Genomic DNA, 14520 nt, shown 5'->3' with positions numbered 1-14520 from the left:
CGGCGGGCGCCCGTAATGCCCGTCACCTCGGTGAGGCCGCGCGCCGGGCGCATGAGAGAATAGGCGGGTGGCACGCGGTGACGGAAAACTCTCCCATGAACTTCTCCCCGGCGAAAAGGGACCCCAGGACGCCTGCGGCGTTTTCGGCGTCTGGGCACCCGGAGAAGAAGTTGCAAAACTGACCTACTACGGCCTGTACGCCCTGCAACACCGCGGACAGGAGTCCGCCGGTATTGCCACCAGCGACGGCAAACGCATCAATGTCTACAAGGACATGGGCCTGGTCTCCCAGGTCTTCGACGAAACCACACTGAACACGCTGAGCGGGCACATCGCCGTCGGCCATTGCCGCTACTCCACCACCGGCGGCTCCACCTGGGCGAACGCGCAGCCGACGCTGGGCGCCACCGCCACCGGCACCGTGGCGCTGGCCCACAACGGCAACCTGACCAACTCCGCGGAACTGTACGAGAAGGTTTTGGAGAAGTTCGGCAAGCCCGACCGCGGCGAACTGGCCCAAGGCAACACCACGGACACCGCGCTGGTCACCGCGCTCATGGCCGGCGAGGAGGGACAGACCCTCGAGGAGCGTTCCCTGGAGCTGCTGCCCAAGCTGCGCGGCGCTTTCTGCTTCACCTTCATGGACGAAGGCACGCTGTACGCCGCCCGCGACCCGGCCGGGGTCCGCCCGCTGGTGCTGGGCCGGCTGGAGCGCGGCTGGGTGGTCGCTTCCGAGACTGCTGCGCTGGACATCGTGGGCGCATCCTTCGTCCGCGAAGTCGAACCCGGCGAATTCATCGCCATCGACGAGAACGGCCTGCGCTCCCAGCGCTTTGCCGAGAAAAAGCCTGCCGGGTGCGTCTTTGAATACGTCTACCTGGCCCGCCCGGACACCTCCATCAACGGCCGCAGCATCCACGCGGCCCGCGTGGAGATGGGCCGGAAGCTCGCCAAGGAGCACCCGGCCGAGGCCGACCTGGTGATTCCGACGCCGGAATCCGGAACACCGGCTGCCATCGGCTACGCCGAGGCGTCGGGCATTCCCTATGGCCAGGGGCTGGTCAAGAACGCCTATGTGGGCCGGACCTTCATCCAGCCCAGCCAGACCATCCGCAAGCTCGGCATCCGGTTGAAGCTGAACCCGCTGCGGTCAGTGGTGCAGGGCAAGCGGCTGGTGGTGATCGACGATTCGATCGTCCGCGGCAACACCCAGCGGGCCCTGGTCCGGATGCTGCGGGAAGCCGGGGCCGCCGAGGTGCATGTGCGCATCTCGTCCCCGCCCATCAAGTGGCCGTGCTTTTACGGCATCGACTTCGCCAACCGGGCCGAGCTGATCGCCAACGGCATCGGGGTCGAAGATGTCAGGGCGTCACTCGGCGCCGACAGCCTGGGGTACATCTCCGAAGAGGGCATGATCGAGGCGACCGAACAGCCCCGCGAGCGGCTGTGCACCGCGTGTTTCACCGGCGAGTACCCGATCGAGCTGCCGTCCGCGGACCGCTTGGGCAAGAACCTGCTGGAACGCAGCGACGCAGAACAGGAACACGGCTCGTGCGACCCCGGGCCGGATTCGGAACTGGAGAAGCTCCTGACCGCCGACGACAAGAAAGAGCGAGTATGACCTCCCCCGAACAGGGCCAGATCACCTACGCCAGCGCCGGCGTCGACGTAGAGGCAGGCGACAAGGCCGTCGAACTGATGAAGGGGGCCATCAAGGCCACTCACAACGCCAATGTCATCGGCGGGGTCGGCGGTTTCGCCGGCCTGTACGACGTTTCGGCACTGCTGAAGTACCGCAAGCCCCTGCTGGCCACCTCCACAGACGGGGTGGGCACCAAGGTGGCCATCGCCCAGGCCATGGACATCCACGACACCATCGGTTTCGACCTGGTCGGCATGGTGGTGGACGACATCGTGGTGGTCGGGGCAGAGCCGCTGTTCATGACCGACTACATCGCCTGCGGCAAGGTAGTTCCGGAGCGGATCGCAGACATCGTGCGCGGCATCGCCGCCGCCTGCGAGGTGGCAGGCACCGCACTGGTGGGCGGGGAGACCGCCGAGCACCCGGGCCTGCTGGGCGAACACGAGTACGACGTTGCCGGCGCCGCTACCGGCCTGGTCGAAGCCGACGACCTGCTGGGCCCGGAGCGGGTCAAGGACGGGGACGTCGTCATCGGCATGGCCTCCTCCGGCATCCATTCCAACGGGTATTCCCTGGTTCGCCGCGTGATCAACCATGCCGGCTGGGCGCTGGACCGGCAGGTCAGCGAGTTCGGCCGGACGCTGGGCGAGGAACTCCTGGAGCCCACCCGCGTCTACGCGGCGGACTGCCTGGATCTGGCCCGCTACGAAGCTGCCGGCGTCCACGGCTTCAGCCACGTTACCGGCGGCGGCCTGGCCGCGAACCTCGCGCGCGTGCTGCCGCAGGGACTCATGGCCACGGTAGACCGTTCCACCTGGGAGCTGCCGGCCATCTTCAAGCTCATCGGCGAGCTGGGCAACGTCCCGCAGGCCGACCTGGAACGGACGCTGAACCTCGGCGTCGGCATGGTTGCCATTGTGGACGGCGCCAGTGCCGATGCCGCCGTGCAGCGCCTGAACGAGCGCGGCGTGCCCGCGTGGGTGATGGGACAGGTGGGTCCCGCTGACCCGGCCCTGGGCGGCATCGACTTTGTCCAGGGCGCCAAGGGCGTCGACGGCGGTGCCGTCCACTTGGTGAACTCCTACGCCTAGGCCCGCCCGGACACCGGACCGCCCCTGCACCGCGAACGCGCCGGTGCAGGGGCGGCTTTGTTTCCCGCATACCCACCCGCCGGTCCCGGTGGCACACTGGGCGGATGGGTGCGTATGTAGTGGTGGCGTTCGTGAGGCCGGTCAGCGCCGGCTACCTGTTCCCGCGCAGCCAGTGGCCGCTGCACATCACGCTGGCCCGCTTCGATACCCGGGAGCCGGCCGAGGCCGTCGGCGGGCTCGTTGGCCCGGCGCTCTCCGGCTGCCTGGGGTTTGACGTGCGCATCGGCGCCGACGCGTTCTTCGGGCGGGGCGGATCCGTGCCGGTCTCGCTGGTAGAGCCGGAACCACGGCTGCAGTTGCTGCACGACAGCCTGCTCGACGCGTTGGGTGATGAGGTCCACCTGCTGAGTCCGCACCACCTGCGGGAGAACTTCCGCCCGCACGTCAGCCATCAGGCAGAAGGCCGCCTCCACGCCGGCGACACAGTCCACGTTGGCCAGGCGGCCCTGGTGGACATGCGCCCCGATGGAGATCCGAAGAACCGGAGGGTCGTCGCCGTTTGGGACGGACACGCTAGGCCGGCGGCCTGACACCGAGTCGGAGCAAACGCAGGATGGATCAGGGCGGTTGCGGCGCCGGACCAATACGCGCCGGCCCCGGCTCCGAATACGAGGTGTGAAGACTCTCAAACTGTTGCCCCGATCCATCCCGGCGGCCACCGCGGGAATCGTTGCCGCCAGCATCCTGCTGGGCACCGCACAGCTGGTGGGCACGTGGTTCCGCCCCGCTGCTTCTCCCTTGGTCGCCGTGGGAGCAGCGTTTATCGATTTCACGCCAACGTGGCTAAAGAATTTCGCTGTGGACACCTTTGGCACGGCTGACAAGACCGTCCTGATCGTGGCGATGGCTACCGTGATGGCCGTCCTGGCCGCCGCGGTCGGGCTGCTCGCCCGGCGCCGCTGGCGGGACGGCGCCGCCGCCGTGCTGCTGCTGGGCGGCGTGATCTCGCTGGCAGTGATCACCCGTTCGGGCGCCGAACTCCCCGATCTGCTGCCGACGGCGGCAGGAACCGTGGCCGGGCTGGCCGCGCTCCGACTGCTGGTGCACCGGCTTTCACCGCAATCCTCCGTGACTGGTCCGGGTAGCGGACTGCCGCCCTCCCGGCGCTCCTTTTTTGCCGCCGCCGCCGTCCTCAGCGTGGGCGCTGCCGTCATGGCAGCCGGCGGCGCGGCGCTCAAGGGAGTGCGCGGGGGCGTCCAGGAGATCCGCCGTGCCTTGCGCCTGCCGGCCCCTGCGCTCCCCGCGGAAGCCCTGCCGCCGGGAGTGCAGGCACCGGTGCAGGGCGTCGTCCCCTTCGTGACGCCGAACGCTGATTTCTATCGGATCGACACCGCGCTGGCGGTACCGGAAGTGGACCCGGCGGCCTGGCAGCTGCGGGTCCATGGCATGGTGGAAGAGGAGTTCACCCTGTCCTTCGCCGAACTGCTGGCCTCCCGCCTCGTCGAATCGCGGGTGACGTTGACCTGCGTCTCCAACGCGGTGGGCGGCGAGCTGGCCGGCAACGCCACGTGGCTCGGCTACCCCCTGGCTCAGCTACTGGACCGGGCACGTCCGCTGCCCGGCGCCGATATGGTGCTCTCGACCAGCGCCGATGGCTTCAGCGCCTCCACTCCGCTGGAAGCGCTGACGGACGGCCGCGATGCCCTGCTGGCCGTCGGCATGAACGGCGAGCCGCTGCCTTTGGAGCACGGTTTTCCGGTGCGCATGGTGGTCCCGGGTCTCTACGGTTTCGTGTCGGCCACCAAATGGGTTGTGGATCTGGAGGTCACCCGGTTCCAGGACAAGACCGCCTACTGGACGGACCGCGGGTGGTCCGAGCGCGCGCCGATCAAGACGGCGTCACGGATCGAGGCACCGCGGCCGTTCGCCCGTGTGCCGGCCGGCAAGGTGGCAGTGGGCGGAACGGCCTGGGCCCAACAGCGGGGCATTGACCGCGTTGAAATCCAGGTGGATGACGGACCCTGGCGGAAGGCCGTCCTCGCCGCCGAAGCCACCGTCGACACGTGGCGTCAGTGGTCCTTTAACTGGGAGGCGGTGTCCGGCCAGCATTACCTGCGGGTGCGTGCCTACGATTCCGCCGAGGGGCTGCAGACCCCGGAACGGGCAGACCCCATCCCGAACGGCGCCTCCGGCTGGCATTCCATCTCCGTCACCGTCGAGCCCTGAGCCCTGCCCTGCCGAAAACTTTTCCTCAATATCCAATCCGGCCCCGGTCCCGTTCCGAATACTTGACGACAGCCCGGAGGGTTTCACCGCCGGGACAGGGCGGCAGCTGCCGCCGACCCGGTAAGGAGAAAAGCGATGTTGAAGAACACCAACAGGACGTTTGCAGCACTGGGACTCGTAGCGGTTGCAGGCTTGGGACTGGCCGCCTGCGGCGGTTCCGGTGAGACGGATGCTCCCGGCGCCGCCAGCGAAGAGACCAACGGCCCCGACTCCATGACAACCGAGTCGATGGCGCCGGAGGATTCCGGCACCGACACGGGAGACCCGATGGCGAACCTGGTCGGACCCGGCTGCGCCGACTACGCAGCACAGGTTCCCGACGGCGCCGGCTCGGTGGAAGGAATGGCCGCCGATCCCGTCGCAGTCGCCGCCTCCAACAATCCAATCCTGACCCAACTCACGGCTGCCGTCTCCGGCAAGCTTAATCCCGACGTGGATCTGGTGGACACGCTGAACAGCGGTGAATTCACCGTCTTCGCGCCGGTGGACGCCGCCTTCGAGGAGATTCCCGCCGAAACGGTGGACACGCTCAAGGCGGATGCGGACATGTTGACCAGCATCCTGACCTACCACGTGGTGGAAGGCCAGCTGGCGCCGGAAGACATCGCCGGCGAGCACGCCACCGTGCAGGGCGGTTCCTTGGAGGTGACCGGCAGCGGCGATGAACTGATGGTCAACGACGCCATGGTGGTTTGCGGCGGCGTACAGACCGCGAACGCCACCGTCTACTTGATCGACTCGGTGCTGATGCCGCCGGCCAAGTAGGCCGATGCCCTCCCCTTAGGGGAGTGATGGGGAAGGTACGACGGCGGCCCGAAGCCGCCGTCGTACCTTGGCCAGGCAACAGCAGGCGGCTGCAGCAGGGCATAATCTGCCGAAACCAGGAGTCAGGAGGTGCACCGTGGCGGGCGGACGTGAGAACCTTGACCCCATGCGATTGCCATGGCTGCGGTCGGTGGAGTCGGCCGGACCAGCGACGGAGGAGGAACTCATCCGCCGCGTGGCACTGGGCGATGAAGCCGCTTTCGAGGCACTCTACGATGCCGTGGCGCCCACGATCTTCGGCCTGGTGCGGCGCGTGGTCCGCGACCCCGCCCAAAGCGAGGAGGTTGCCCAGGAAGTCTTCGTGGAGGTCTGGCAGCAGGCCGGACGATTCGATGCCGATCGGGGCAAGGCCCTCTCGTGGATATTGGTGATCGCACACCGGCGGGCCGTGGATCGGGTCCGCTCCAGCCAGGCCAGCGCAGACCGGGACCTGCGGCAAGGGGTCAAGGAATACCAGGCGAGCTACGATGACGTCGCCAGTACGGTGGAACTTCGGCTCGAGTCTGAACGTGTAGCCAAGGCGCTTGATGCGCTGACGGACAACCAGCGCGAAGCCATCAAGCTGGCTTACTACGGCGGCCATACGCACCGGGAGGTGGCCACCATGCTGCATATTCCGGTGGGAACAGTGAAGACGCGGATCCGGGACGGAATGATCCGCTTACGGGACAAGTTGGGAGTGGCGTGATGGACGAGCAGTTGCATCTGTTGACCGGCGCGTACGCCCTCAACGCCTTGGACGACGACGAGCGCGCGGCCTTCGAACGCCACGCGCTGTTCAACGAGGACAGCCGCGAGGAGGTGCGCGGCCTCAGCGAGACCGCGGCCCTGCTGGCCTACGGCACTCCGGCCGTGGCCCCACCGCCGGAGCTCAAGGACAAGGTCATGTCCTCCATCCGGAACACCCGGCAGCTGCCGGTAAATGAGGTCGTGACGGACCTCGGTGACCGACGGAAGGCCGGGGAAACCGGCGCCGGCCGCGAAAAGGCTGCGCCCGGGAGTACGACGGCGGTGCTCTGGCTGGGCGCAGCGGCGGGCATCCTGCTGGTCACCGCGGCTGCCCTGGGCGGCTGGGCCGTGGGCCTGGCGAATGACCAGGCACGGACCGAGCAGCACCTGCAGGCTCTCGCCGACCAGCAGGCTGAAGTCCTGTCCGTCCTGATGGCCCGGGATGCAAAGGTGATACCGGGCCGCTTGCCGGATGGTGCGGTGGTCAACATCGCGGTCTCGGCCCAGAGCGGCAAAGCAGCGGTGATCACCGAAGGCCTGCCTGCGCTGGCGGAGGACCGCACCTACGAACTGTGGCTGATTTCCGCCGAGGGGGCCATACCTGCAGGTCTTATCCAAGCCACGGGGCAAACCAGCATGAACATGCTGGAGGACATTTCAGGCGCGACCCACGTGGGCCTCACGGTAGAACCAGCCGGGGGCTCGCCCCAGCCGACCACCGATCCCATCCTGCTGCAGGAACTCTAAGGCCTGTCACCGCCAGGGTGGAAGGCTTGTCCGCCGCGCGGGCATGAGCGTGTTCCCCGTCATGGTGGAAGCATGACGGGGCGGCTTGCCATGCCGCTGTGCGGTCAACAAGGATCGGCGCACGGGACGTGCTGCAGGCGGAAGACTCCCGTTCGGGAGGAAATGACCGAAGCCGGCTAACCTACGCTGCGGCTGCCGCGACCTTCGTCGTCGTCGTATTGATCTGCGTACTTGTCCTCGTAGTCCGAGTAGTCCGGCTCATATGGCTCCTCGGAAAACGTGTCGGAGTTATGGCGTTTCGCAGCGCCGAGTTCGCGCTGGAGAGCAGTCAGGTCAGTGGCCGGGCTGAAATACTTCATGTCCCGGGCCTGCCTGGTTGCTTTTGCCTTCTGACGGCCGCGCCCCATGGCGTGACCCCCTTTGTACGTCGATCCGGAAGTGGTCGCACGACTAGCGCACGAGGCCCCGGAATAATTGATCAATTCTGTCGTACCTATAGGGTACATGGTTTTCCCGACCGCTCGTGGCAGGCGAACAGTGGCCGCGAGGCGGCCTCCCGGTCGCCGATACGACGAAATCGTGCGGCGACGCGGGATTGTTGGCTAAAGTCATCGTGGACCGGTTCTCCCCTCCCGCCGGAGGACAACACGCACGGAAGGCAAGTTTCCCCATGAGCGAACAGGACAAACGGCCTGACGACGACGGGAGGCCCCCGCTGGAGCGCCCCGAGGACCTCGAGGTATCCGATCCCAGCCTGCGCGTCAGCGCCGACGAGGTAGAGCTGGCCGAGCCGACACTGGGCCCGGCCCGCATCAGTGAGGATGCCGCGGCCGAGGCCGACCTGGCCAAGGCTGCCGCCGAAGCCGAAGAGGTGGAGAAGGAAGCCGACGCCGCCGGCCAACTGGTGGGCGGCACCCGCGAGGACCCTGCCATCAAGGCCCGCGGCACCGCGCCTGCGGGAGCACCCGCGGGCGATCACGTCCCGGCGGACAGTGCAGCAGCCGGCGACCGAGACGCGGCGTGCGGTGCGCCGGCCACCCCTGTCACCGGCCCGGCGGACACCTCGCAGCCCGACACCTCCTCGACCCCTGCCCACGACGCCGGCGCACCGAAAACCTCGGAGCCAGCGGCGCCTCGGACCCCTGCCCATGGGGCCGCCGCCGGAGCGGGGGCACCGGCGTCGCCGGCTCCAGCTGTCCCGCCGTCGGATTGGGACTCCGCGCGGCCCGGCACCGACGGCTCCGCGCCGGAGAAGAAGTGGTATACCACCGCGGCCAACGGCCTGCGCCGCAACGGCGCCGGTGGCGACGACGCCGGCGATCCCGCCGCGGGCCCGGCGCGGAAAATGGACTGGAAGCCGCTGGTCATCATCGGCGCGGTCGTCATCGTGGCCATCGTGATTATCGCCATGATCGTTTCCAGCCTGACCAGCGGCTCGCCCGCCGGCGGGGCGGCCAGTCCCGCGTCGTCGCAAACCGCCGCACAGACGCCCAACGGGGACGGCGTCGTGGCGGAGAACGTCTCGCCGTTCGATTTCCAGCAGGGCCAATGCTTCACCGAATTCGAAGCCGTGATGCGAGAAGCGACGGTCGTCACCTGCGACACGCCGCATACGGCGCAGCTGGTCGGCACCTTCTCCTACGGGGACGACGAAGAGTTCCCGGGCGCCGACGAACTGAACATCAAGGCGCAGGAGGTCTGCACCGCCGTCGCCCTGAACGACTCCGCGGCGGACCAGCCGGATCTCAAGGACTCCTACGGCATGCCTTCGAAGGAGACGTGGGCGCAGGGCGACCGCAGGATCGACTGCTTCAAGATCGCCGAGGAGGGCCAGGACATCACCGGATCGCTCGTCGACCAGTGACCCGGGGATGAAATAGTCCGGCGGCCGCCGCTGTGCGGGGCCGCCGGACTTCCTTTGGGGGACTCGGCCGAGGCTCGGGGTCAGCTGCCCCGGACCGCGCCAACCTTCGACTGGACGGTGAGGCCGCCGGCCCCGCCGTCGACGTCGATCTCCGGTACATCCACCAGCACGGTGTCGCCGTCGCTGATCGCGCCCGCGAGCAGGCCGCGGGCCAGCTTGTCGCCGATCTCGCGCTGGACCAGCCGCCGCAGCGGCCGGGCCCCGTAGGCGGGATCGAAGCCGGTCAGGGCCAGCCATTCGCGGGCCGCGTCCGTGACCTCGAGGGTCAACCGGCGTTCGGCCAGCCGCGCAGCCAGCGACGCCACCTGCAGATCCACGATGCGGGACAGTTCTTCGATGCTCAGCGGGTCGAAGACGATCACGTCATCCAGCCGGTTGAGGAACTCCGGTTTGAAGCTGGCGTTCACCACGTTCAGCACTGCTTCGCGCTTCTTGTCCGCGTCCATCGTCTGGTCCACGAGGAACTGCGAGCCGAGGTTGGAGGTCAGCACCAGGATCACATTGCGGAAGTCCACGGTGCGGCCCTGCCCGTCGGTGAGGCGTCCGTCGTCGAGCACCTGCAGGAGGATGTCGAAGGCCTCGGGATGGGCCTTTTCCACCTCGTCCAGCAGCACCACGGAGTACGGGCGGCGGCGGACGGCCTCGGTCAGCTGCCCGCCTTCTTCGTAGCCCACGTAGCCCGGAGGGGCACCGACCAGGCGCGAAACGGAATGCTTTTCCGAATACTCGCTCATGTCGATCCGGACCATGGCCCGTTCGTCGTCGAACAGGAAGTCCGCCAGCGCCTTGGCGAGCTCGGTCTTGCCCACGCCGGTGGGGCCCAGGAAGAGGAACGAGCCGGTGGGCCGGTCCGGGTCGCTGATGCCCGCCCGGGCGCGCCGTACCGCGTCGGAGACCGAGGCAACGGCTTTGGACTGGCCGACCAGCCGCGAGCCGATGAACTCCTCCATCTGCAGCAGCTTCTGGCTTTCGCCCTGCAGCATGCGGCCGGCGGGGATGCCGGTCCACGCGGAGATGACCTCGGCAATGTCGTCGGCGGTCACCTCTTCGGAAACCATCTGGTCCCGGCCGGCGCCGCCCTGCTCCTCGGCTGCCTGTGCCTGGGCCAGCTCCTTTTCCAGCGTCGGGATCTCCCCGTAGAGGATCCGGGAGGCCTCGGCCAGGTCGCCCTCGCGCTGGGACTTGTCCGCCTGCGAGCGCAGCTCGTCCAGCTTGGCCTTCAGGTCGCCCACCTTGTTCAGCCCGGCCTTCTCCGCCTCCCACCGGGTGTTCAGGGCCGCCAGCTGCTCCTTCTTGTCTGCCATGTCCGCCCGCAGCGCCTCGAGCCGTTCCCGGGAGGCTGCGTCCGTCTCGTTGGCCAGCGCCAGTTCTTCCATGGTGAGGCGGTCGACGGCGCGGCGCAGCTGGTCGATCTCCTCGGGCGCCGAATCGATCTCCATCCGCAGCCGGGAGGCGGCCTCGTCCACCAGGTCGATGGCCTTGTCCGGCAGCTGCCGGCCGGAGATGTAGCGGTTGGACAGCGTGGCGGCGGCCACCAGGGCAGAGTCCCCGATCGACACCTTGTGGTGCGCTTCGTAGCGCTCCTTGAGTCCGCGCAGGATGCCGATGGTGTCCTCGACGCTCGGCTCCCCCACATAAACCTGCTGAAAGCGCCGTTCCAGCGCCGGATCCTTTTCGATGTTCTCGCGGTACTCGTCCAGCGTGGTGGCGCCAATCAGCCGCAACTCGCCGCGGGCCAGCATCGGCTTGAGCATGTTGCCGGCATCCATCGACCCTTCGGAGGCGCCCGCGCCGACGACGGTATGCAGCTCGTCGATGAAGGTGACGATCTGCCCGTCCGAGTTCTTGATCTCTTCCAGCACGGCCTTCAGCCGTTCCTCGAACTCGCCCCGGTACTTGGCGCCGGCAACCATGGCCGCGAGGTCCAGCGACATCAGCGTCTTGCCGCGCAGCGATTCGGGCACATCGCCGGCCACCATCCGCTGGGCCAGGCCCTCCACGACGGCGGTCTTGCCGACCCCGGGTTCGCCGATCAGCACGGGGTTGTTCTTGGTGCGGCGCGAGAGCACCTGTACCACGCGGCGGATTTCCGCGTCCCGGCCGATCACCGGATCCAGCTTCCCGGCACGCGCGATGGCGGTCAGGTCGGTGCCGAACTTCTCCAGCGCCTGGAACGTGTTCTCCGGATCGGCGCTGGTGACCTTCCGGTCGCCGCGCACGCCCGGCAGGGCAGCGAGGAGCGCCTCATGGGAGGCGCCGGCGTCGCGCAAAATCTTTCCGACGGCGGCGCTGTCCGCCGCGAGGCCCAGCAGCAGAAATTCGGTGGACACATAGGTATCCCCCCACTTCTCCGACTCCTGCCGAGCGATCTGGACCGCCTTGAGGAGTCCCCGGGAGTACTGCGCCTGCGCCACGGAGGAGCCCGATGACGCCGGCAGCGCCTTGATCGCGGTGCTCGCCTGGACACTCACCGAGTCCGGATCGGCCCCGGCGGACTTCAGCACGGCAACGGCCACGCCGTCGCGCTGGTCCATCAGGGCCTTGAGCAGGTGGGCGGGCTCGATCTGCGGATTGCCCGCCGTCGAGGCGTTCATGGCCGCAGCGGACAGCGCTTCCTGGCTCTTGGTGGTGAATTTAGCGTCCAATTCTTGTCTCCGTTCGCTCCGGAATGGTTCTGGCCAGCCCCTCAGTGCTGGCCTGAAAACTAAGTTGAGTCTACCTCACTCAAGTTTGGAAGTAAAGTTATCCACAGGTTGCGGAGCCTGCTTGCCCACGAACCATCTTGTCGCTCCGGCGGCCTGCCCGGAAGGGCGTCCGGCGAATAGGCTGTATCGGGGACGTGCGGGAAGCAGGACGGAGGTGGCCACGACGGAAACCATGCTGGAGACCGCCCGGTTGCTACTGAACCAGCCGACGCCGGAGGACATCAGCGCCATGTTCCGGATCCTCTCCGACCGGCGCACCACGCGGTTCAATCCTTCCGACGCGCTGATCTGGAACGAGGAGGCCGAGGGCCTTTTCCAGCGTTGGGAAGCGCAGTGGGAGGACCACGGGGTTGGCTACTTCGCCGTCCGCCTGCCCGGCCGCGAAGACCCCATCGGCTTTGCCGGGGTCAAGCACGTGGCGCTGTACGGCCGCCCGGTGCTCAGTCTCTACTACCGTTTCGACCCCGCCTTGTGGCACCGCGGTTACGGGCGCGAGGCGGTGGCCGCCGTCGTCGCCCATGTCAACGAGTTCTTGGAACTGCCGCCGATCCTGGCGCTGGTCCATCCGGCCAACACCGCGTCGCTGCGCATCGTCCAGTCGCTGGGCTTCGAACGGAACGCGGCCGCGGCGGTCAGCGGCGCGGACGGTTACCAGGACGCTTATGTGTTGAACTGGGACCGGCAGCTTTAACATCCGGTCAAGGAGTCCCATGGAGATCATTCGCGCAGCCGCGCTGAAGGAACAGCGGTGGCGGAACGGCGGCGGCGTGACCAGGGATCTGGCGGCCGGTGACGTCGGCCCGGACGGGTTCCCCGGCTGGCGGTTGAGCCTGGCCGACATCACGTCGGACGGCAGCTTCTCCGAATACCCGGGCGTGGACCGGATATTCACCGTCGTGGACGGCGACGTCGCCTTCCTGACCGTAGACGGCAGCCAGCACCGGATGGAACGCTACCGCCCCTTCCGCTTCGACGGCGGGAGCAGCACGGACTGCAGCCTGCCCACGGGACCGTGCCGCGCGCTGAACGTCATGACCCGCCGCGGGGCCTGGGGCGCCGGCCTGCTGATCGTCGAGCTGTCCAAGAAACAGCCGCTGCAGCTGGCCGACGGACAGTTCCTGGTGCTGCTGCAGGGCCAGGCACAGGCGACGGCGGACGGCACGGCCCGGCCACTGGATACCTACGACACCGTGGTCGGCTCAGGGACTGCCGAGGTCAGCGGGCGCGGTTTCGCGGCACTGGTGTCGGTCTACCAGGCCGGGAACTGAGTGCGGGCGGATTATCCGATCGCGCCGGTTGCTTACTGCGCGGCTGTGTCCTCGACCTTGACGGCTGAGACCTCGAACTCCAGCATCACGCGGTCCGAGACCAGCATGCCGCCCGAGTCCAGTGCCGTGTTCCATTTGACGCCGAACTCCTGCCGGTCGATGCGCCGGGAGCCTTCAAAGCCGGCCCGGAGCTGCCCGCCCGGGTCCCGCTCCACGCCGATGAAGTCAATCGGAACCGCTACCTGCTTGGTGATGCCCCGGATGGTCAGGTCGCCGTTCACAATGAAGTTTGCGCTTTCCACCTGGTCGATGCGGGTGCTGACGAATGTGATCTCCGGGTAGTTCGGCGCATCGAAGAAGTCGTTGGTGCGCAGATGCTCGTCGCGTTGCGGGCTGCGGGTATCGATGCTGGCAACCTTGATCGTGACCTTGACCGACGAATTGGCCGGGTTGTCCACGTCGGCCTGGATGATGCCTTCCACGTCGTTGAACGCACCCCGGACTTTGGTCACCATGGCATGGCGGGTGGAAAATCCAATCCGCGTATGCGCCGGATCGAACCGCCACTCGCCGGATAGATCAGGAGATAGTTCGGACATGGCAGCGCTCCTCCTCTGGCACAGGCACTGCCCTCCCCAAAAGCCAGATGGATGCGCCTGGCCGTCCCCTTCAGCCGCGTGCGGCTCGTGTGGTAATTGCAACACATAATGGGACGCATTGCACCACATCGGCGCGTGTATTTCGGGCCGCTGCAGCGGCCCGCAGCGGCGCGTGGCGGGCGCGATGCGCACCCTATCCCCGCCGCTGCGGCATCAATAGACTGAAACCATGACCGCCGCGAACGAGCTGCCTTCATCGACGACACAGCTGCCTGTGGCCGATTGCTGGAAATTGTTCCGCAGCGCCGACTTCGGCCGGCTCGGGGTCGTCGTCGATTCCCACCCGGAGATCTTTCCGGTCAATTACGTCGTGGACAACGGCAGCATCGTGTTCCGCTCCGCCCCGGGCACCAAGCTCGATGCCGCCCTTGCCGGCGAAGTGGTTCTGGAGGTGGACGGCTTTGATCCGACCACGGGCGTCGCCTGGAGCGCAGTGGCGCGCGGCAGCGCCGAGCGGATGGACACCATTGAGGAAGTCCTGGAATCGGCCATGCTGCCGCTGTTCCCGTGGCAGTCGGGCGAAAAGAACAACTTCGTCCGCATCGTTCCCACGGTGGTCACCGGACGGCGTTTTGTGGTGCCGGCTTCAGCCCGCCGCATTCCGGGGCTCAGTGACAGCCGCCGCCTGCAGATCGAGTAGCCCG

At 67.6% G+C, this 14520-nt stretch carries 14 protein-coding genes; 11 read left to right on the top strand and 3 right to left on the bottom strand.

Translation table 11 applies throughout. The annotated features are described in order from the left end of the window. Nucleotides 1–67 precede the first annotated feature (67 nt). The 7 genes from purF to AC5RUK_RS05675 all read left to right on the top strand — a co-directional run bounded on the left by purF (nt 68) and on the right by AC5RUK_RS05675 (nt 7320). Nucleotides 68–1621: an amidophosphoribosyltransferase gene (gene purF, locus AC5RUK_RS05705; RefSeq protein WP_493989555.1), complete on the top strand. Its 1554-nt coding sequence runs from the start codon at nt 68–70 to the stop codon at nt 1619–1621. Further along, nucleotides 1618–2733: a phosphoribosylformylglycinamidine cyclo-ligase gene (gene purM / locus AC5RUK_RS05700; protein WP_494107510.1), complete on the top strand. Its 1116-nt coding sequence runs from the start codon at nt 1618–1620 to the stop codon at nt 2731–2733. The genes purF and purM overlap by 4 nt, the downstream gene beginning before the upstream one ends. A gap of 104 nt (nt 2734–2837) precedes the next feature. Next, nucleotides 2838–3323, top strand: a complete 486-nt coding sequence (locus AC5RUK_RS05695; RefSeq protein ID WP_494107509.1) for a 2'-5' RNA ligase family protein — start codon at nt 2838–2840, stop codon at nt 3321–3323. Between the two features lie 85 nt (nt 3324–3408). Beyond that, nucleotides 3409–4959 (top strand): molybdopterin-dependent oxidoreductase, encoded by a 1551-nt coding sequence (locus AC5RUK_RS05690; protein ID WP_494107508.1) that lies wholly within the window; start codon nt 3409–3411, stop codon nt 4957–4959. Nucleotides 4960–5094: 135 nt separating this feature from the next. Beyond that, nucleotides 5095–5784: a fasciclin domain-containing protein gene (locus tag AC5RUK_RS05685; RefSeq protein WP_493989559.1), complete on the top strand. Its 690-nt coding sequence runs from the start codon at nt 5095–5097 to the stop codon at nt 5782–5784. A gap of 166 nt (nt 5785–5950) precedes the next feature. Next, nucleotides 5951–6532, top strand: a complete 582-nt coding sequence (sigK, locus tag AC5RUK_RS05680) for an ECF RNA polymerase sigma factor SigK (RefSeq protein ID WP_493989652.1) — start codon at nt 5951–5953, stop codon at nt 6530–6532. Then, nucleotides 6532–7320, top strand: a complete 789-nt coding sequence (locus tag AC5RUK_RS05675) for an anti-sigma factor (protein ID WP_494107507.1) — start codon at nt 6532–6534, stop codon at nt 7318–7320. The genes sigK and AC5RUK_RS05675 overlap by 1 nt, the downstream gene beginning before the upstream one ends. A gap of 176 nt (nt 7321–7496) precedes the next feature. Here the strand turns inward: AC5RUK_RS05675 and AC5RUK_RS05670 are convergent, their stop codons facing one another. After that, complete coding sequence (locus tag AC5RUK_RS05670) at nt 7497–7727, bottom strand: DUF3073 domain-containing protein (RefSeq protein ID WP_494107506.1); 231 nt, start codon at nt 7725–7727, stop codon at nt 7497–7499. Between the two features lie 263 nt (nt 7728–7990). Between AC5RUK_RS05670 and AC5RUK_RS05665 the strand changes: the two genes are divergently transcribed. Next, nucleotides 7991–9184: a septum formation family protein gene (locus AC5RUK_RS05665; protein WP_494107505.1), complete on the top strand. Its 1194-nt coding sequence runs from the start codon at nt 7991–7993 to the stop codon at nt 9182–9184. 80 nt (nt 9185–9264) lie between these two features. Here AC5RUK_RS05665 and clpB read toward each other — a convergent pair whose 3' ends face one another. After that, the gene (gene clpB / locus AC5RUK_RS05660; RefSeq protein ID WP_494107504.1) at nt 9265–11889 is read right to left on the bottom strand and encodes an ATP-dependent chaperone ClpB; all 2625 of its coding nucleotides are present in this window, start codon (nt 11887–11889) and stop codon (nt 9265–9267) included. Between the two features lie 214 nt (nt 11890–12103). On the opposite strand from clpB, the gene AC5RUK_RS05655 reads away from it, so the two are divergent. Next, nucleotides 12104–12640 (top strand): GNAT family N-acetyltransferase, encoded by a 537-nt coding sequence (locus tag AC5RUK_RS05655; protein ID WP_494107503.1) that lies wholly within the window; start codon nt 12104–12106, stop codon nt 12638–12640. A gap of 19 nt (nt 12641–12659) precedes the next feature. Next, nucleotides 12660–13217 (top strand): HutD/Ves family protein, encoded by a 558-nt coding sequence (locus AC5RUK_RS05650; protein WP_494107502.1) that lies wholly within the window; start codon nt 12660–12662, stop codon nt 13215–13217. Between the two features lie 32 nt (nt 13218–13249). Here AC5RUK_RS05650 and AC5RUK_RS05645 read toward each other — a convergent pair whose 3' ends face one another. Further along, entirely contained in the window at nt 13250–13816 is a 567-nt protein-coding gene (locus AC5RUK_RS05645; protein ID WP_493989566.1) for a YceI family protein, read from the bottom strand. Between the two features lie 229 nt (nt 13817–14045). On the opposite strand from AC5RUK_RS05645, the gene AC5RUK_RS05640 reads away from it, so the two are divergent. Continuing rightward, nucleotides 14046–14516, top strand: a complete 471-nt coding sequence (locus AC5RUK_RS05640) for a pyridoxamine 5'-phosphate oxidase family protein (RefSeq protein WP_494107501.1) — start codon at nt 14046–14048, stop codon at nt 14514–14516. Nucleotides 14517–14520: the final 4 nt, after the last annotated feature.

This window comes from Arthrobacter sp. Y3223065 (genome assembly GCF_059090885.1).
Note: the sequence above shows the minus strand (reverse complement) of the source record. Positions and strands in the feature narration are given on the sequence as shown.